19 protein-coding genes and 1 pseudogene are annotated in these 17,261 nt (G+C 51.6%); 15 read left to right on the forward strand and 5 right to left on the reverse strand.

The genetic code is table 11. From position 1 onward, the window contains the following. Positions 1-7 precede the first annotated feature (7 nt). Genes AC3B4V_RS10530 through AC3B4V_RS10545 form a run of 4 tightly spaced genes read right to left on the reverse strand, consistent with a single transcriptional unit; the run spans position 8 to position 3,652 of the window. Positions 8-1,006, reverse strand: a complete 999-nt coding sequence (locus tag AC3B4V_RS10530; protein ID WP_058265564.1) for an alpha-ketoacid dehydrogenase subunit beta — start codon at positions 1,004-1,006, stop codon at positions 8-10. 1 nt (position 1,007) lies between these two features. Beyond that, positions 1,008-2,057: a pyruvate dehydrogenase (acetyl-transferring) E1 component subunit alpha gene (gene pdhA / locus AC3B4V_RS10535; protein ID WP_195865747.1), complete on the reverse strand. Its 1,050-nt coding sequence runs from the start codon at positions 2,055-2,057 to the stop codon at positions 1,008-1,010. 13 nt (positions 2,058-2,070) lie between these two features. Continuing rightward, positions 2,071-3,213 carry a Glu/Leu/Phe/Val family dehydrogenase gene (locus AC3B4V_RS10540; RefSeq protein WP_133208336.1) on the reverse strand — a complete coding sequence of 381 codons (1,143 nt, stop codon included), beginning with the start codon at positions 3,211-3,213 and terminating at the stop codon, positions 2,071-2,073. 37 nt (positions 3,214-3,250) lie between these two features. Next, on the reverse strand, positions 3,251-3,652 hold the full coding sequence (locus tag AC3B4V_RS10545) for a thioesterase family protein (protein WP_488378368.1): 402 nt from the start codon (positions 3,650-3,652) through the stop codon (positions 3,251-3,253). Between the two features lie 331 nt (positions 3,653-3,983). Between AC3B4V_RS10545 and AC3B4V_RS10550 the strand changes: the two genes are divergently transcribed. The 12 genes and pseudogenes from AC3B4V_RS10550 (at position 3,984) to paaX (ending at position 14,378) form a co-directional block, all read left to right on the forward strand. Next, positions 3,984-5,261: a phenylacetate--CoA ligase family protein gene (locus AC3B4V_RS10550; RefSeq protein WP_350468414.1), complete on the forward strand. Its 1,278-nt coding sequence runs from the start codon at positions 3,984-3,986 to the stop codon at positions 5,259-5,261. Positions 5,262-5,279: 18 nt separating this feature from the next. Next, the gene (gene paaA / locus AC3B4V_RS10555) at positions 5,280-6,251 is read left to right on the forward strand and encodes a 1,2-phenylacetyl-CoA epoxidase subunit PaaA (protein ID WP_133208338.1); all 972 of its coding nucleotides are present in this window, start codon (positions 5,280-5,282) and stop codon (positions 6,249-6,251) included. Between the two features lie 14 nt (positions 6,252-6,265). Then, a complete protein-coding gene (gene paaB, locus AC3B4V_RS10560) occupies positions 6,266-6,610 on the forward strand; it encodes a 1,2-phenylacetyl-CoA epoxidase subunit PaaB (protein ID WP_023466991.1) in 345 nt (114 codons plus the stop codon). Beyond that, on the forward strand, positions 6,607-7,392 hold the full coding sequence (gene paaC, locus AC3B4V_RS10565; RefSeq protein WP_149426765.1) for a 1,2-phenylacetyl-CoA epoxidase subunit PaaC: 786 nt from the start codon (positions 6,607-6,609) through the stop codon (positions 7,390-7,392). Before paaB ends, paaC begins: the two co-directional genes overlap by 4 nt. Before the next feature lie 14 nt (positions 7,393-7,406). Next, positions 7,407-7,900: pseudogene (gene paaD, locus AC3B4V_RS10570) on the forward strand (1,2-phenylacetyl-CoA epoxidase subunit PaaD). A gap of 15 nt (positions 7,901-7,915) precedes the next feature. After that, positions 7,916-8,239, forward strand: coding sequence for an EthD family reductase (locus AC3B4V_RS10575; protein ID WP_488378369.1), 324 nt, complete (start codon positions 7,916-7,918; stop codon positions 8,237-8,239). After that, positions 8,217-8,996, forward strand: a complete 780-nt coding sequence (locus AC3B4V_RS10580) for an enoyl-CoA hydratase/isomerase family protein (protein WP_023466997.1) — start codon at positions 8,217-8,219, stop codon at positions 8,994-8,996. Before AC3B4V_RS10575 ends, AC3B4V_RS10580 begins: the two co-directional genes overlap by 23 nt. A gap of 5 nt (positions 8,997-9,001) precedes the next feature. Continuing rightward, positions 9,002-10,510: an aldehyde dehydrogenase family protein gene (locus AC3B4V_RS10585; protein ID WP_488378370.1), complete on the forward strand. Its 1,509-nt coding sequence runs from the start codon at positions 9,002-9,004 to the stop codon at positions 10,508-10,510. Positions 10,511-10,584: 74 nt separating this feature from the next. After that, positions 10,585-11,451 (forward strand): 3-hydroxyacyl-CoA dehydrogenase, encoded by an 867-nt coding sequence (locus AC3B4V_RS10590; protein ID WP_064300606.1) that lies wholly within the window; start codon positions 10,585-10,587, stop codon positions 11,449-11,451. Continuing rightward, positions 11,448-12,656, forward strand: coding sequence for an acetyl-CoA C-acyltransferase (locus AC3B4V_RS10595; protein WP_488378371.1), 1,209 nt, complete (start codon positions 11,448-11,450; stop codon positions 12,654-12,656). Before AC3B4V_RS10590 ends, AC3B4V_RS10595 begins: the two co-directional genes overlap by 4 nt. Then, positions 12,653-13,420, forward strand: coding sequence for an enoyl-CoA hydratase-related protein (locus AC3B4V_RS10600; protein WP_488378372.1), 768 nt, complete (start codon positions 12,653-12,655; stop codon positions 13,418-13,420). Before AC3B4V_RS10595 ends, AC3B4V_RS10600 begins: the two co-directional genes overlap by 4 nt. A 73-nt stretch (positions 13,421-13,493) precedes the next feature. Beyond that, a complete protein-coding gene (gene paaX, locus AC3B4V_RS10605; RefSeq protein ID WP_050678965.1) occupies positions 13,494-14,378 on the forward strand; it encodes a phenylacetic acid degradation operon negative regulatory protein PaaX in 885 nt (294 codons plus the stop codon). Between the two features lie 56 nt (positions 14,379-14,434). Here the strand turns inward: paaX and AC3B4V_RS10610 are convergent, their stop codons facing one another. Further along, positions 14,435-14,974, reverse strand: coding sequence for a gamma carbonic anhydrase family protein (locus AC3B4V_RS10610; protein ID WP_488378373.1), 540 nt, complete (start codon positions 14,972-14,974; stop codon positions 14,435-14,437). A 91-nt stretch (positions 14,975-15,065) separates the two neighbouring features. Between AC3B4V_RS10610 and AC3B4V_RS10615 the strand changes: the two genes are divergently transcribed. The 3 genes from AC3B4V_RS10615 (at position 15,066) to AC3B4V_RS10625 (ending at position 17,254) form a co-directional block, all read left to right on the forward strand. Beyond that, on the forward strand, positions 15,066-16,004 hold the full coding sequence (locus AC3B4V_RS10615) for an NAD(P)H-dependent flavin oxidoreductase (RefSeq protein WP_488378374.1): 939 nt from the start codon (positions 15,066-15,068) through the stop codon (positions 16,002-16,004). Between the two features lie 137 nt (positions 16,005-16,141). After that, complete coding sequence (locus AC3B4V_RS10620; RefSeq protein ID WP_058265576.1) at positions 16,142-16,570, forward strand: DMT family transporter; 429 nt, start codon at positions 16,142-16,144, stop codon at positions 16,568-16,570. 15 nt (positions 16,571-16,585) lie between these two features. Then, complete coding sequence (locus AC3B4V_RS10625; RefSeq protein ID WP_023467006.1) at positions 16,586-17,254, forward strand: Crp/Fnr family transcriptional regulator; 669 nt, start codon at positions 16,586-16,588, stop codon at positions 17,252-17,254. Positions 17,255-17,261: the final 7 nt, after the last annotated feature.

The raw sequence follows: 17,261 nt of genomic DNA on the forward strand, positions 1-17,261 counted from the left end.
CAGCTCCTTAAAACTCGACCGTACGCTGAATCGTCGCAAGGACACGTTCTGGCGTCGGAATGTAATGGTCTTCGAGGGCGAACAGCGGAACCGGAACATCAAAACCGGTCACGCGGGCAATCGGTGCCCGTAAATAAAGAAACGCCGTATCGTTGATCAATGTCACGAGATCATTACCGAGACCACCCATTGCTGCGGCTTCATGAACGATGACGGCACGACCCGTCTTTTGAACGGAAGCAGCAATCGTTTCCCGGTCAAGCGGATAAAGCGTCCGTAAGTCGAGGACTTCGCAAGAAATCCCGCGTTCCTGAGCAGCCGTTGCTGCCTTTTGGGCTACTTGAACCATTGCTCCCCAGGCGATCAACGTCACGTCCGTCCCTTCGCTGACGCAGCGCGCTTTTCCGATTTCAACGGTATATGATTCGCTCGGTACGACTTCCTTAAATGAGCGGTAACTGCGCATCGACTCAAGGAATAACACGGGATCTGGATCTTCAATCGCAGCAATCAATAACCCTTTTGCATCGTATGGCGTCGCCGGACAGACGACCTTGAGACCAGGCATCGATGTAAAGAGTGCTTCTGTGCTGTCGGAATGGATTTCCGGTGCCCGGATGCCGGCACCATAAGGCGCACGAATGACCATTGGCACACTGTACCGTCCCATCGTCCGCATCCGGATCCGGGAGACGTGCGTCATGATTTGTTCATAGGCAGGGTAGATGAAGCCAAGAAATTGAATCTCGACGATCGGTTTAAAGCCATTGATGGCAAGACCGATCGACGTACCGACGATGCCGGCTTCACTGAGCGGTGTATCGACGATCCGGTCTTCCCCGAACTCTTCCTGTAAGCCGTCCGTCGCTCGGAAGACACCACCGTTTTTTCCGACGTCTTCTCCAAGGACGAGGGTTGTCTCATCCTCCGACAATTTTGTCCGCAGGGCATCCGTGACAGCTTGAACGAGTGTCATCTCTGTTTGACGATTGATTGGTGTTGCCATCTCATTTCCCCCTTGCTAGCAGATACGCTTCTTTTTGTTGCTGGACATCAACCGGTAAGGTCGCGTACGTATGGTCGAACAGATCATTGACGTCTGGTGCCTTGAATTGCTCCATCGCAGTTACTGCCGCTTCGACTTCTGCCTGGTGCCGTTCCTGCAGCTGTTGCATCCAGGTTTCGTCAAAGTAGCCTTGGTGTTTTAAGAACTGTTCAAGTCGATCGAGCGGATCGACCCGGTCACGAGAGCGGGCTTGATCACGGTATTTCGTTGGATCATCTGCTGTCGTATGCGCACCAAATCGCCATGTGACGGCTTCAATCAATGTTGGTCCACCGCCAGAACGGGCACGCGCAACGGCTGCTTGCATCGTGAAATAGACGGCAAATGCATCGTTCCCATCGATTCGGACGCTTGGCATTCCGTAGGCGATCGCTTTTTGTGCGATCGTTTCGGAATGCATCTGTTTTTCGATCGGAACAGAAATCGCGAATTGATTGTTTTGGTTGAACAGAATGACTGGTGCTTGGAAGACACTCGCGAAGTTCATCCCTTCGTGGAAGTCGCCTTCAGACGTGGCCCCGTCACCAAAGTAGGCGACCGCGACGTTCGTCGTACCTTTTCGTTTTTCTGCCCACGCGGCACCGACGGCATGCGGAATTTGCGTCGCAATCGGAACGGCAGGAGGGAAGATGTGTTTCTCAGATGGCACGCAACCTTCGACACGACCGTTCCAGTAGAGAAGGGTCCGCACCATGTCGGCACCGAACGTCAACGTCGCACCGTGATCTCGGTACGTCGGGAATAACCAGTCCTGCTCTGACAACGCCAGTGCACTACCGACTTGCGCCGCCTCTTGTCCTTCGAACGGTGCATAAGTGCCGAGGCGCCCTTGGCGTTGTAAGTTGATCGCCTTCCGGTCGAACGTCCGGATCCGATGCATCTGTTCATATAGGGTGAGGGCGAGCTCTTTCGTCAGATCGTGTTCTTTTGAGGCGTCGATGATACGACCTTCTTCATCGATGATGCGTTGAATCGGAAAATGTTGCTCCATGTCAGTCCCTCCTTCAGTGGTTACGGATATCCCATTTTGGTTTTGTCGTATTCGTGAAGATGTTGTTGTGTTTTGCCCGGATCTGCATCCGTTTTTCACACATCCGGTTCGCGGCTTCGACCGTCGTGATGTTCTCTGCTTGCGACTCCTTGAAGACTTCGAGCACGGCGTCATAGATGTGACGCGTCTTCAGGAGAACCCGTTCGTGATTTGCTCCGTACAGTTCGTCAGCGACTTGAATCAATCCACCACCGTTGACGATATAGTCTGGTGCATACAAGATGCCGCGATCCATCAAGACGTGCGCGAGCTGTTCATCTGCAAGCTGATTGTTCGCCGAACCGCAGATGGCTTTGCACGGTAAGAGGGCGATATTTTGGGCGTGAATAACACCGCCATATGCACATGGAACGAAAATATCAGCGTCTGTTAGATGGATTTCGTGAGGTGAGACGACGCGAACTGTCCCGGGTGCCATTTCGGCTTGGGTCACGATTGCTGCGAGCGCGGCTTCATTGACGTCTGAAACATAAATCGTCGCACCGGCGAGTAACAGTTGTTCGGCAACCTTGAAGCCGACCTTTCCAAGTCCTTGGATCGCGTAAGTCGCTCGACTCAAATCGTCTGAACCGAATAACGTCTCGATCGTCGCCCGGAGTCCATAGACGACACCTTCAGCCGTCGGGATCGATGAATCGCCACTTCCGCCAAAGGCTTCCGGAATGCCGACGATGCGTGACGTTTCCCGGCTAGCATGAACGAAGTCATCCATCGTCGTACCCATGTCGGTTCCGGTGTAAAAACGTCCGCCGAGCGAATCGACGAAGCGACCGAAGGCACGAAAAAGCTCTGGTGATTTATCTGTTGCCGGATTACCGATGATGACAGCTTTACCACCACCAAAATCAACATCAGCGGCAGCGCATTTATACGTCATGCCACGTGACAGGCGGAGGACATCGTCAAGTGCTTCATCGACAGAAGCGTAAGGCGCCATGCGGCAACCACCGAGAGCGGGACCGAGCGTCGTATCGTGGATGGCGATGATTGCTTGTAACCCTGAGACAGGGTCGTTGCAAAAGACGACTTGCTCATGACCCGCGATTTTTTCCATGATCGAGAGCGTTGGATTCGTAGATGGGTTTAACATGTTCATAGTAGAGTCCTCCTCTATCAAATATAAGTAAGCGCTTTCATTTTGTTGGAGCATTCACTTGCAATTTTTCTTGAATCCGACTTTTTTCTAAAATGAATTGTGTCACTTCTCCTGTTCCAATGATCGATTGTCCGTCTCGGACTTCAATGTCAGCGTCAACGCGACGTGCTGTGACGCGTGTTACTGTAGCGGTCACAATCAATCGTGCGCCTTCAGCTGCCATGCTAAGATGCTTCAACGAAACCGCACCCCCGACACCTTCTTCGTCTGCCTCTAAGTAAGGCAGGATAAGTTGACGTGCTGCCCATTCCATATGGTAGACCATCGAAACGGTCGAGTATGCGGGATGAACCAATTGACCTTCAAACCGTGCAAACATATCTTGCGAGACGACCGCTTGAATCTCTGCTGTATCCCCGACAGCTAAACCTGGCTTCATCGTGATCCCCCTTCACTACAACGAATCCTCATTCAATCAAGTGGTCTTACCAAAAATAGTATAACACTTGTCACACGATATTTTATCAACCCGTTACAAAATGAGCAAATCATTTCAGAAATATTTTCCAAAAAAGACTCTCTATCATGAAAAAATAGCTTTATAAGCCGAACGATTTACTGATAAGGTGCGTTGAAGTGATAAAGCGAGAATCGTTTGGGAGCATTTAACAAAACAAGATTGACAACATTGTGAACGTATCGTACGTTAAACATATAACTAAAAATAAACGACCGTTTAATTATTGTATACATGATGAGGAGGTGCAGGTATGTACGATCAACATCACGAAACGATGAATGCGCAAACGCGGGAGCAACTACAGATGGAGCAATTACGTCAAACGATGGAACACGTCACGCGCGTCCCGTTCTATCAAGAACGTCTGCAGACATTGCAGATGACGGCACATGATTTTCAAACGATCGAAGATCTACGAAAATTTCCCTTCACACGCAAGCAAGATTTACGCGATCATTATCCGTTCGGGCTATTTGCCGTCGAACGAGAACAGGTCACTCGAATTCACGCCTCGTCTGGTACGAGTGGTAAACCGACCGTCGTCGGGTATACGCAAGAAGATTTAGACGACTGGGCAGATGCCGTAGCACGTAGCTTAGTCTTAGCCGGTGGTTCACCAGCTGATTTGTTGCACAATGCATACGGCTACGGACTGTTCACAGGTGGACTCGGTCTTCATGCAGGTGCTGAAAAACTAGGTATGACAATCTTGCCGATTTCCGGCGGCAACACGGATCGCCAAATCACGTTAATCGAGGATTTCCGACCGGATGGCATCTGTGGGACACCTTCTTATATCTTGCGATTAGCAGAACGCATGATCGAACGGGGCATCGATCCACGCAACACAAGCATGCGTTACGGCATCTTCGGAGCCGAACCCTGGTCGGAAGAGATGCGTCAGACACTCGAACAGACCTTTGATCTACAGGCATTCGATATTTATGGACTCAGTGAAATCATGGGACCAGGTGTCGCGATGGAATGTCAGGAGCAGGCAGGTCTGCATATCATGGATGACTTATTCATTACGGAAGTCGTCGATCCCGTTACGGGGGAACCGGTACCAGATGGCATGGTCGGGGAACTCGTTTTTACAAGCTTAAAAAAGAAAGCGCTTCCAATCATTCGTTACCGGACAGGTGACTTAGCATCGATCACGCATGAGGCGTGTGCTTGTGGTCGGACGACGACACGGATGTCACGTGTCAAAGGTCGGACAGACGACATGCTGATCATCAGAGGGGTCAACGTCTTTCCGTCAGAAATCGAGCGAGTCTTGCTCCAACAACCGGACGTGACGCCACATTATCAAATCCATCTCGTGCGTAAAGCGGGACTCGATGCCGTTGAGCTACATATCGAATTCGAAAATATCTCGGAGCGACAAAGGCGTTCGATATGTGACGCCATCAAGTCGGAATGTCTCATTTCTATTGATCTCGTCTGTCACCCGCATCAAGGGTTACCACGATCGGAAGGGAAAGCCGTTCGGATCGTTGATCGACGCTCGACATCACTCGTCTGATTCAAAGGAGGAACTAGCATGTATGATGCAACACAACTGTTCGAACCCGTCCAACTGACGGAAGAGGAAAAATTGGCTCGCTTTAAGGAACGAATCGAGCGAGGTGAAAAAATCGAAGCCGATGACTGGATGCCTGCTTTTTACCGGGACACGCTGATTAAATTGATTTCGATGCACGGTATCAGTGAAATCATGGGTGCACTTCCGGAAAAAGAATGGGTTCCAAAAGCACCATCACTTCGCCGGAAGCTCGGCATCATGGCGAAGGTCCAGGATGAGATGGGGCATGGACAACTGTTGCTTCGTGTCGTCGAGGATTTGATGAAGCCGTATGGCAAGACACGCGGGGATTTGATGGACGATTTATTCACCGGACGATTGAAGTTCCACAACGTCTTCCACATGCCGACGCGGTCATGGGCTGATGCCGGGGTGATCGGTTGGCTCGTCGATGGCGCGGCGATCATCACGCAGACGAACATGCTCGGTGCTTCATATGGACCTTACGCACGGGCTTTGCAACGGATCTGTGCGGAAGAGGTCTTCCATGCGCAACACGGAGAGTCGATCATCATGGCACTCGCGGAAGGAACACCGGAACAGCGGGCGATGATTCAGGAATCACTGGATGAGTGGTGGGAATCCTTATTGATGTTCTTTGGACCAGCCTCGAAAGAGACGACTGGGACATCAAAACAGGACGTGACGATCGCCTATAAGATTCGGACGAAAACGAATGAAGAGTTACGGCAAAACTTCTTTACGAAGTACGTACCACGGATTCGTTCACTCGGACTCGTCATTCCGGATCCGACGTTACGTTTTGATGAAGAGACAGGGCAGTGGGAATATGCACAGCCAGACTGGACAAAATTCAAGACGATCATCCAAGGGGGAGGACCACGTTCGAAAGAGCGACTGGACCTGCGCCGGACATCTTATGAAAATAACGCCTGGGTACGGGATGCACTCGCTGAAACGAAGGCATGAGAGGGGAAAGCACGATGAACGAGACGTTTTATCACGAATTCGAAGTCTTTAGCAAACGGACGCCGAACGCGGCGTTTACCCATCAATTCAGCTTGCTCGCTCCGAACAAGGAGATGGCACTGTTGATGGCGCAAGAAAACTTCATGCGCCGGGAACCGGTCGTCGACATCTGGGTCGTCAAACGCGAAGATATCCGTGGTTTATCACCCGATGAGAAGCAGATGTTACAACGCCTTGATAATAAGGACTACCGGACGACGAAAGGGTACGGCTACTTGAAGAAAAAATGGCGTCATTACGAGCAACAGATGCTCGATGAAAAAGAGATCATGTCTTGGCAAGGAGGCGATTCCAAATGACGGAACAAGAACGGACGGCACTCGCCTCCTTACTCTATCAACTCGCGGATGATGATTTCCTTTACGCGTATCGTGGTTCGGAATGGCTCGGACTCGCACCGCATATCGAAGAGGACGTCGCTTCGTCTTCGATTGCGCAAGATTCGATGGGACACGCGGCGATGTATTACCAACTCCTCGAAGAACTCGGCGAAGGAAATGCTGATGCATTAGCTCATGTCCGACTGGCGCATGAACGGAAGAATTCGATCCTCGTCGAACGTGTCAACGGACCTGGCTACTACATGGAGAAGCCTGAATATGACTGGGCATTCGCCGTCGTACGGAACTATTGCTACACGGTCGCGAAAAAGATCCGGATTGATGCTTTGAAGTCGAGCAGTTACGAGCCACTCGCTACGGCTGCCATCAAGATCAACATGGAGTTGTACTATCATTTGCTGCACTGGCAAACGTGGTTTACCCAGCTTTATCAATCGACGGAGACGGCGCGGCAGAAGATGGATGCAGCCCTAGAAAAAGTCCTCTATGACTTCGGTGACATGTTCGATTATGGCGAACACGGTCAATTGATCGAAGAGATGCGGTTGATCGAAGGGCAAGGCATTTTACTCGATCGTTGGTATCAGACGATCACACCGTTGCTCGTCGAATTGAACGTGACTCTTCCGGAAATGCAGATGACGCGTAACGGGCGGGACGGCGATCATACAGAAGATTTGAACGACGCGCTTGCGACACTCGGAGAAGTCTACTTGATCGATCAGACGGCGACGTGGTGAAAGGAGAGGGAAGCATGACGACGACACTCCAGGATGCAATCCGGGAAGCCCTGAACGGGGTGAAGGATCCGGAAATTGATAGCGTCAGTATTTTAGATCTTGGCATGGTCGAGACGATGGACGCGGAAGCGACGGAGCATGGTTACCTGGTGCGCGTCACGCTTCTCCCGACGTTCCTCGGTTGCCCGGCGCTTGAAATCATTAAAAAAACACCGAATCCGCCTTGCAGGTGATTCCGAATGTCGAACAGGTCGACGTCCAGTTCCGATTTGATCCACCGTGGACATCGGACCGGATCACGGAACAAGGCATGCAAGGATTGAAGGAATTCGGGATCGCTCCCCCTCGGTTCGAGCAAGGGAAGTGGGAGATTGACTGTCCGTACTGTGGATCGACGTACGTGACGATGGAAAACTTATTCGGACCGACCGCTTGTCGAAGTATTCTCTACTGTAAATCGTGTAAAAATCCATTCGAGGCGATGAAACCCGTCTCTACTCTCATGTGAAGGAAGGTAATCAATATGGCAAAATTAATCGCACTTTACAAACATCCGGAAAACAAGGAAGCATTCGATCAGCATTACTTTGAGGTCCATGGTCCATTGACAGCAAAAATTCCAGGACTGCAAGAAATGAATGTCACGAAAATCGTCGGCTCACCAATGGGCGGAGACGGAGAGTATTACTTGATGTGCGAGATGGTCTATGAAAGTCAGGAAGCGATGCAAGCAGGTATGCGTTCGCTCGAAGGAAAAGCGTCCGGGAAAGACTTGATGAGCTTTGCGGGGGATCTCGTCACATTGATGATTGGTGAAGATGTCCATGCCGACACAACAGTACGTTAAGACGGAAATGGTCGATCGGATCGGTCGGATTCGACTCGACCGAACGGCACGATACAATGCGCTGAACCGAACGATGGTCCGGGAAATCGTCGAGGCGATGGAGACGTTCGACCGAGACGAACGGGTGACGGTCATCGTCTTGACCGGAAACGGAAAATCGTTCTCAGCAGGCGCCGATATCGAGGAGATGCTCGAGGCGACACCGATCTCGATGGAACTCCTCGATCCGTTCGCGGACTGGGACCGGATCAGCCGAATCAAAAAGCCAATCATCGCAGGTGTCCACGGGTTCGTCCTTGGCGGCGGTTTTGAACTGGCACTCGCTTGTGATTTAATCTACGCCGATCCTGAGACACAGTTCGGATTCCCGGAAGTCGGACTCGGCGTCATGCCGGGAGCAGGCGGGACACAGCGCTTGACGAAATGCATCGGTCGAACGCGGGCGCTCGAGTGGCTCTTCACCGGCGACCGGATGAAGGCAGAGGAAGCGGAACGACTCGGTATCATCAACCGGGTGACGGCTGATGTCGAAGCGACGGTGCTGGCGATGGCAGAGCGGTTATCGAATCAACCGAGCATGGCGTTGCGGTTGATTAAGGACGCGGCAAACAAAGCCGTCGATTTATCGTTACAGGATGGGATGGAGCACGAACGCCGTAACTTCTATCTCTTGTTCGCGACAGCCGATCAAACAGAAGGCATGCAAGCATTTCTCGAAAAACGATCACCGATTTTCAATCAACAGGAACAGGAGTGAATACAATGTCGACAGTACATGAAAAAACACTTGAAATGAAACGGTCCGTCTATCACTTGCTCATCAACGGCGAACAAGTCGAGGGTGCAACAGGCGAGACGTTCAAAACATACAATCCGGCAACGGGCGAAGTGATCGCGGAAGTCGCAAAAGCGTCGAAGGAAGACGCCGATCGTGCTGTTCAAGCGGCACGTGATGCGTTTGATCACGGAAAGTGGAAGATGTGGCCGGTCGGCCGTCGGGCACAAATCTTGAATAAGATTGCGAGCATCATGCGTTCCCGCTTCAACGAAATCGTCGAACTGGAGATTCTTGATACAGGGAAATCACTGGCAGCGGCGCAAGGACAAGTCACGCAAGCGATCGAAGACTTCGAGTTCTATGCGGGTGCAATCGTCGGTCACCGTGGTGTCGTCAATAACGTACCGGGACAATTCCATAACTATACGGAAAAAGAAGCGGTCGGTGTCTGTGCACAAATCATTCCGTGGAACTATCCGTTAATGATGGCAGCTTGGAAAGTCGCACCAGCAATAGCTGTCGGTTGCTCGGTCGTCGTCAAACCAGCGACATTGACACCATTGACAGCGATCATTCTCGGTGAGATTTGTCTAGAAGCTGGCGTACCAGCAGGTGTCGTCAACGTCATCCCGGGATCCGGACGCGAAATCGGCAACCATCTTGTCGAGCATCCTCACGTCGATAAAGTCGCCTTCACGGGTTCGACGCCAGTCGGTAAAGACATCATGGGACGTGCGTCTGAGACGCTAAAACGGGTCACACTCGAACTCGGTGGGAAATCACCGAACATCGTCTTTGAAGATGCGGACGTGACGGCAGCCGTTGATGGTTCGTTGTTCGGCATCTTCTATAACAGCGGTCAATCGTGTGAAGCGCGTTCGCGTCTTTACGTCCACGAGGAGATCTACGAAGCGTTCATGGAACAATTCGTCGCAAAAACAAAACAACTCGTCCTCGGTAACCCGTTCGACAAAGGAACACACGTCGGAGCGATCATCGACCAACAACAAGTCGACGTCATCGATGGATACGTCCAGTCAGCGAAAGCGGACGGGGCAACAATCGTCACAGGTGGTCACGCGGCAGCACCAGAAGGATACGAAAAAGGCTTCTGGTACGCACCGACGATCATCACGGACGTCACGCACGAGATGAAAGCGGTCAATGAAGAAATATTCGGACCGGTCGTCGTCGTCATGCCGTTCAAAGATGAAAAAGAAGCGATTCGTCTAGCAAACGATACATCATTTGGACTCGGCTCAGCTGTTTGGACGAAAGATGGCGCGAAAGCGACACGTGTCGCCAATCAAATCAAAGCCGGCATCGTCATGGTCAACTGTCCGTTCTCTGCTTTCCCGGGTACACCGTTTGGTGGCTATAAACAATCAGGCTTCGGTCGAGAACTCTGTATCGAAACACTTGATCTGTACACGGAAACAAAAAGTATCTTGTCGTATTACGGCAGTCGTCCACTCAATCCGTTCGGACTATAAGCAAGAGGGAAGGCTGGAGTTCCGTCGGGAAGTCCAGCCTTTTTTAACAGCACAGGGGATAAGGGGGAATTCAGATGGTAGAACAAATCGTCGTCGTCGGATCCGGCGTCATGGGACGTGGCATCGCTTATGTTGCCGCACACCGCGGATTTCAGGTGACACTCGTTGATATAAAAGAAGCTTATGTCGAAAGTGCCTATCGAGAACTCGAACGCATCGCAGAGAAAGGAATCACGCGAGGGAAGATGTCCGCAAGTGAGGTCGAGGGACTGTTCGATCGGCTGAGTCTGTCGACCGACCTAGCTGAGGCGGCACAACAAGCGGATCTCGTCATTGAAGCAGTACCGGAACAACTCAGCATCAAACAGCAAGTCTTTGAAACGTTAGAAGCAAACGCACGTCCGGACTGTTATTTTGCGACGAACACATCGACGATGAGTCCAACGGAAATTGCCTCCTTTACGAATCGAGCGGATCGGGTCATGGCGATGCATTTCTTCAATCCGGTCCATCTGATGCCACTGATCGAGCTCGTTCGTGGTCTTGAGACATCGGATGAGACGGTCGCAGCTCTTGAACAGGTGGCGCGTCAGATGCAGAAGGAAACGGTCGTCATCCGTGAGTTTCCGGGGTTCGTGACTTCGCGGATCAGTGCGCTCGTCGGAAACGAAGCGTTCTACATGTTACAAGAAGGACTCGGGACACCAGAAGAGATCGATAAAGCGATCAAACTCGGCTTAAACTACCCGATGGGACCATTCGAACTCGGGGACTTGGTCGGACTTGATACTCGGCTCCACAACTTAAAGTATCTGCATGAGAAGCTCGGCGAAAAATACCGTCCAGCACCACTACTCGAACAGTATGTCAAAGCGGGTCGACTCGGTCGTAAGACAGGTCGTGGTGTCTATGATTATACGAATCGCGAGGTGACATCATGAAACGGGTCGCCATCATCGATGCCGTTCGGACACCGATCGGTCGCTATAACGGCGCCTTGCGTCAGGTTCGTCCGGATGATTTAGGAGCACGCGTCATCGAAGCGTTACTTGAGCGTAATCCACAAGTCGATCCGAAGACGATCGAGGAAGTCATTTTCGGTAATGCGAATCAGGCGGGAGAAGACAATCGCAACGTCGCCCGGATGTCGGGACTACTAGCGGGTCTACCGGTCGAAGTCGCCGGTACGACGATCAATCGCTTATGTGGATCAGGGCTCGACGCCGTCATCGTGGCGGCACGTGGGATTGCCTTAGGTGAAGGTGATATCTATATCGCTGGTGGAACGGAAAGTATGACGCGTGCACCGTTCGTTCTCGCGAAGCCGGATCAAGCCAATCCACGTGGCAACCAGACGATGTACGATACGACGATTGGTTGGCGCTTCGTCAATGATCGTTTAGCAGATCAATACGGAACGGATTCGATGCCGGAGACAGCCGAGAACGTCGCCCGTCAGTACGGAATCTCGCGCGAAGCGCAGGACGACTTTGCGTTCGAAAGCCAACAACGCGCAAAACGAGCGATCGAGGCAGAGCGCTTCACGGACGAATTGGTTGCGGTCACACAAACAGACCGGAAAGGTAACGTCAGCGTCTTCGACCGCGATGAACATCCTCGTCCTGAGACGACACGTGAGAAACTGGCGACACTTCGTCCGTTATTCCCAAGTGGTACCGTGACGGCGGGGAATGCATCTGGTGTCAACGACGGTGCGTCGGCGTTGTTATTGATGAGTGAAGAAAAAGCAAACGAACTCGGTTTGACGCCGCTCGGGTATTACCGGGCGAGTGCGACGGCAGGGGTCGAACCGGCCATCATGGGAATCGGACCGATCGACGCGACGAAAAAAGTCCTCCGACGGGCAGGGTTGACGGTCGAACAGCTCGATCAAATCGAGTTGAACGAAGCGTTTGCGGCTCAAAGTCTTGCCTGTATCGAAGCACTTGGTTTACCAAGCGAAAAAGTCAATGTCAACGGCGGTGCGATCGCCTTCGGTCATCCACTCGGTGCAAGTGGGGCGCGGATTTTGACGACATTATTGCATGAGATGCGCCGGACGAACCGGATCTATGGTCTCGCGACGATGTGTGTTGGAGTCGGACAAGGGATCGCACTCGTCGTCGATCGGGAGGGACTCGTATGATTCACTTAGAACGAGAAGGCTATATTGCGATCGTCCGGATTGATCGTCCGGAACGTTTGAACTGTCTCGATTATCCGACGCTTGTCGCTTTGCAAGAACAGGTCGATGCGTTATCGGTCGACCCGGAAGCGCGGGTCGTCCTGTTTACGGGAACGGGGAAAGCATTTAGTGCGGGTGCCGATTTAAAAGAACGCGCGCAGTTAAACGAAGAAGAAGTCCGGCGCAATGTCCTTGCGATCCGCAACGTCTTCACGTCGATCGCACAATTGCCGCAACCAACGATCGCAGCCGTCAACGGTCACGCGCTCGGCGGTGGGTTCGAGTGGATCCTTGCCTGTGATTTCCGTTTTCTCGTCGAGGATGCACTCGTCGGCTTGACGGAGACCAGCTTCGGGATCATTCCGGGAGCCGGTGGAACACAACGATTGCCACGACTGATTGGGGAGACGCGGGCAAAGGAATTGATCTTCACGGCTAAAAAAATCGATGCGATGACAGCAGAACGGTACGGACTCGCGACAGCCGTTGTTGCCCGGGAAGCGTTGATGACGACGTGTCTTGAGTTTGCCCATCAAATGTTACAGAATGGTCCGATTGCCTTGCGCCAAGCGAAGCGAGCGATTGATCAAGGGCGGGATGTCTCACTCGAAGAAGGACTACAGCTCGAAACAGAAGCTTATGAAGTCGTCATTCCGACGGCTGATCGTCAGGAAGCGCTACAAGCCTTCGCTGAAAAACGAGCACCGCGCTTTGAAGGAAGATGAGGATGGTCGACGTTTGAAATAACCCGTATACTAACGATACACACTATGAACGACTGAAGAGAGAGTGAATACCATGAGTGCGAACACCCAATCGATGATCTTTACGATTTACGGCGATTATATCCGCCATTACGGCAATCAAATTTGGGTCGGTAGTTTAATTCGACTCGTCAAAGAGTTCGGACATAACGAGCAGGCCGTTCGGGTCGCGGTATCCCGGATGGTTAAACAAGGCTGGCTCGTCTCCGAGAAACAAGGAAATAAAAGCTTCTATTCATTAACACCACGTGGGGTGGAACGGATGGAGGAGGCCGCACGCCGGATCTACAGATCAACACCGCACGACTGGGACGGGAAGTGGCGGACGCTGATGTACACGATTCCGGAGGATAAACGCCAGATTCGTGATGAGCTGCGCAAAGAACTGACGTGGAGTGGGTTTGGCAACTTATCGAACGGGGTTTGGATTTCACCGAACCCGCTTGAAAAAGAGGCGGAACGATTGATCGAAGCGTACGAGATCGAAGAGTATGTCGATTTCTTCGTCGGTGAATACCACGGTCCGAAGCAGGATCAATCCCTCGTCGAGCGTGCGTTTCCGCTGGAGGAATTGCAAGAGCGTTACGAGACGTTCATCACGGATTACAGCCGGCAATACATCGTCCATCAGAGTCAGCTCCAACTCGGAGAAATGACGGATGAACAGTGTTTCGTCGAACGGACGATGCTCGTACATGAATACCGGAAGTTTCTATTCACGGATCCCGGATTACCGCAAGAACTGTTACCAGATGCTTGGAGCGGACATCACGCGGCGCTCTTGTTCGAACAATATTACCGATTGCTCGCACAACCAGCGAGTCGATTCTTCGAATCGATCTTTGAAGAGACGCATGATGTATCCCAACGCAGTGCCTCGTACGACGCAGCGGAACATCCGCTGTTTGCAGAGAGGTGAGCATTTATTCGAATGAAAAGAGCGGGACGGATCAGTTGATCCGCCCCGCATTCGTGTCATTCAGATGTATTCTGTTCAGCTGATTCTGCGAGAATGTTCCGGAAGGCATATCCTTTATCGACGTAAGAATCAATCGACTCCTGAATCATCGCGAGATCCGCTTCTGTTAGTTCACGCACGACTTTACCGGGAGAGCCGATGATCAGCGAACGGGGTGGGAAAACTTTTCCCGATGGAATTAGCGTATTCGCCCCGATGATGCATTCTTCACCGATGTCTGCATGATCAAGAACGGTCGCACCCATTCCGACGATCGAACGACGTCCGATTTTGCAACCGTGTAAAATCGCGTTATGTCCGACCGTCACTTCATCTTCAATGACGACGGGTGCCCCTTCATAGAGATGGATCGTCGCGTTGTCCTGAATACTGCAGCGTTTCCCAATTGTAATCGGTCCTTCGTCACCGCGTAAGACAGCGTTGAACCAGACGGTAGACTCGGAACCGATCGTGACGTCTCCGATCAGATAAGCACCAGGAGCGAGGAATACATCGGAGGCAACGTTCGGATGAATCGATTGATACGGAATCTTCATAACAGAATGACCTCGTTTCTATAATAAGATGAACTACTATTCATTCCATGTCAGTATAGCATGTGAGTGAAGGCGAGAACGGAGGAAAGACATGTTTCTGATTTGTGAGCTCTTTAAAATTCGATATCCTTTGATTCAAGGAGGAATGGGTAACATTAGTCATGCGGCGCTTACGGCAGCGGTGTCGAATGCAGGAGGACTCGGTACGCTCGGGTGCGGGACATTGTCGGTTGATGAAGTGGCGTCGCGGATTCACGAGACACGAATGCTGACGGATCAACCATTTGCTTTGAACATCGCGATTCGGGTGTCTCCTTATACGGAAGCACTGATTGATCTCGCGATTGCAGAAAAGATTCCGGTCGTCTCCTTGTCGGCCGGAAACCCGGCACCGTACATAGCGCGACTTCAAGCTGCTGGCATCAAAACGATCGCGGTTGTCGCCTCGGTCAAACAGGCGTTAAAGGCAGAACAGGCAGGTGCTGATGTACTCGTAGCGGAGGGAGTTGAAGCAGCAGGCATCAATTCACCGCTCGAGCTGACGACGCTGACCTTGATTCCGCAACTCGTCGATCGGGTCAACATTCCGGTCCTGGCAGCAGGTGGGATTGGTGACGGTCGTGGACTAGCAGCTGTCCTGTTGCTTGGTGCGGCTGGCGCACAGCTCGGAACACGGTTGATTGCGACGGAAGAGGCGAAGGTTCATTCGGCATACAAGGCGCACTTAATGGATGCGACCGATACCGATACACGCATCATCGGACGTTCCGTCGGATTCGTCCGACGTGTCCTTGATGGTCCTTACGTCGAACGACTCACAGTAGAGACACCTGCTGCTTTTCTCGATCAGACGAATGAGTCGTATCATATTACAGGCGCTCTTGAGGGCGATGAGGAGAACGGATATGTCAACGCTGGACTGGTTGCGGGATTGATTCATGACGTGCCGACTGTTGCGGAGTTGTTTACGCGCATGATGGCGGAAGCAGAGGAACAGCTGAAACAAACGACGACTCGTTTTACGACATGAGCATATAGTGAGGGACCCGTGATGCCACTTGTGGACAGCGGGTTTTTTCATGTTTTTTTGAAAATGGGACATTTGTCCTTTTCAAGTAGGGCACGAGTAAGGTCTACTCTAGTGTAGAGATTAAAGGAGGAGATGACGTGCAAGGAGTCGTGTTTGCTTTGATGAGCGGTCTGTTCATCGCCCTGCAAGGCATATTCAATGCGCGCCTTGCGACAGGCGTCGGACCGTGGTTGTCCGTATTGATCGTCCACTTTGTGGGTCTGATGGGTTGTTTAGTCATTTACAGTTTCGTACGAGATCGGAAAATCGGTGGCTTCCGTCAGTTACCATGGATTTATGCGAGTGGCGGTTTGATTGGCGTGCTAGTCGTCGTAACGGAACTGACAGCAATCCAAAAACTCGGGATGACATGGGCAATGTGTTTATTACTCGTCGCACAGATTTTATGTGCGTTTGTGATTGATTTAAAGGGATGGTTCGGTGTCTTAAAAAAACAAGGAAATCGTGGTCAGTGGGTTGGTGTGGGTCTCATGCTTGCAGGAGTTGCGATTTTCTCACTTGCCTAAAGGGAGGGAATGAACATGGAAACCGTCATTCAACAGTATGGACTCGATACGATTTTGACGGAAGAGACGCGCGCTTGGTTGCGTCAAGAAACCTTCCAAAAAGGGGAACTCCTCTGTACGACAGGGGCAGCGATCGACCGGATGTACTTCATCGTCGCAGGCAAGGTCAAGATATCTGCTGCCTCGTCAGAAGGGAAACAACGGATTCTACGATTCAAGACACCACTGACAGTGATCGGTGACGCTGAGTTCATCAATGAACGGGAAGTGCTGAATACGGTCGAAGCAGTGACCGATGTCGAGGTGTTGAGCGTACCGTATGCGATTTTACGCGAGCACAATACAACGAACGTCTTTCTGCAATTCTTATTACGCACGATCACAGCGAAGTGGTATGCCGACTCGAAATCAGCGTCGCACCATGTGTTGTATACAGTTGAAGAGCGATTTGCAGGGTATTTGTTGTCGATCGCTTCTGAAGCCAGTGACAGTTTATTTTATCAGGAGATGCGGACGTCGAACTTACATGACGTCGCCGACTGGCTTGGAACGAGTTATCGCCATCTCAATCGGATCATCACGAAATTATGTGAAGAAGAGATTCTCGTTCGACGACGCGGGAAAATCATCATCGTCGATCTGGAGCGGATTCGCGAGAAGGCGAACGGCAACAGCTATGAGTAGGGAGGAA

It is taken from the genome of Exiguobacterium sp. E17S (genome assembly GCF_057772545.1).

Coding starts and splice junctions, on each gene's coding strand:
- AC3B4V_RS10540 (WP_133208336.1), bottom strand. CDS start 3,213: ATGAACATGTTAAACCCATCTACGAATCCAACGCTCTCGATCATGGAA.
- AC3B4V_RS10585 (WP_488378370.1), top strand. CDS start 9,002: ATGTCGACAGTACATGAAAAAACACTTGAAATGAAACGGTCCGTCTAT.
- AC3B4V_RS10530 (WP_058265564.1), bottom strand. CDS start 1,006: ATGGCAACACCAATCAATCGTCAAACAGAGATGACACTCGTTCAAGCT.
- paaA (WP_133208338.1), top strand. CDS start 5,280: ATGTATGATGCAACACAACTGTTCGAACCCGTCCAACTGACGGAAGAG.
- AC3B4V_RS10595 (WP_488378371.1), top strand. CDS start 11,448: ATGAAACGGGTCGCCATCATCGATGCCGTTCGGACACCGATCGGTCGC.
- AC3B4V_RS10550 (WP_350468414.1), top strand. CDS start 3,984: ATGTACGATCAACATCACGAAACGATGAATGCGCAAACGCGGGAGCAA.
- paaC (WP_149426765.1), top strand. CDS start 6,607: ATGACGGAACAAGAACGGACGGCACTCGCCTCCTTACTCTATCAACTC.
- pdhA (WP_195865747.1), bottom strand. CDS start 2,057: ATGGAGCAACATTTTCCGATTCAACGCATCATCGATGAAGAAGGTCGT.
- paaB (WP_023466991.1), top strand. CDS start 6,266: ATGAACGAGACGTTTTATCACGAATTCGAAGTCTTTAGCAAACGGACG.
- AC3B4V_RS10545 (WP_488378368.1), bottom strand. CDS start 3,652: ATGAAGCCAGGTTTAGCTGTCGGGGATACAGCAGAGATTCAAGCGGTC.
- AC3B4V_RS10580 (WP_023466997.1), top strand. CDS start 8,217: ATGCCGACACAACAGTACGTTAAGACGGAAATGGTCGATCGGATCGGT.
- paaX (WP_050678965.1), top strand. CDS start 13,494: ATGAGTGCGAACACCCAATCGATGATCTTTACGATTTACGGCGATTAT.
- AC3B4V_RS10600 (WP_488378372.1), top strand. CDS start 12,653: ATGATTCACTTAGAACGAGAAGGCTATATTGCGATCGTCCGGATTGAT.
- AC3B4V_RS10590 (WP_064300606.1), top strand. CDS start 10,585: ATGGTAGAACAAATCGTCGTCGTCGGATCCGGCGTCATGGGACGTGGC.
- AC3B4V_RS10575 (WP_488378369.1), top strand. CDS start 7,916: ATGGCAAAATTAATCGCACTTTACAAACATCCGGAAAACAAGGAAGCA.
- AC3B4V_RS10610 (WP_488378373.1), bottom strand. CDS start 14,974: ATGAAGATTCCGTATCAATCGATTCATCCGAACGTTGCCTCCGATGTA.
- AC3B4V_RS10615 (WP_488378374.1), top strand. CDS start 15,066: ATGTTTCTGATTTGTGAGCTCTTTAAAATTCGATATCCTTTGATTCAA.
- AC3B4V_RS10625 (WP_023467006.1), top strand. CDS start 16,586: ATGGAAACCGTCATTCAACAGTATGGACTCGATACGATTTTGACGGAA.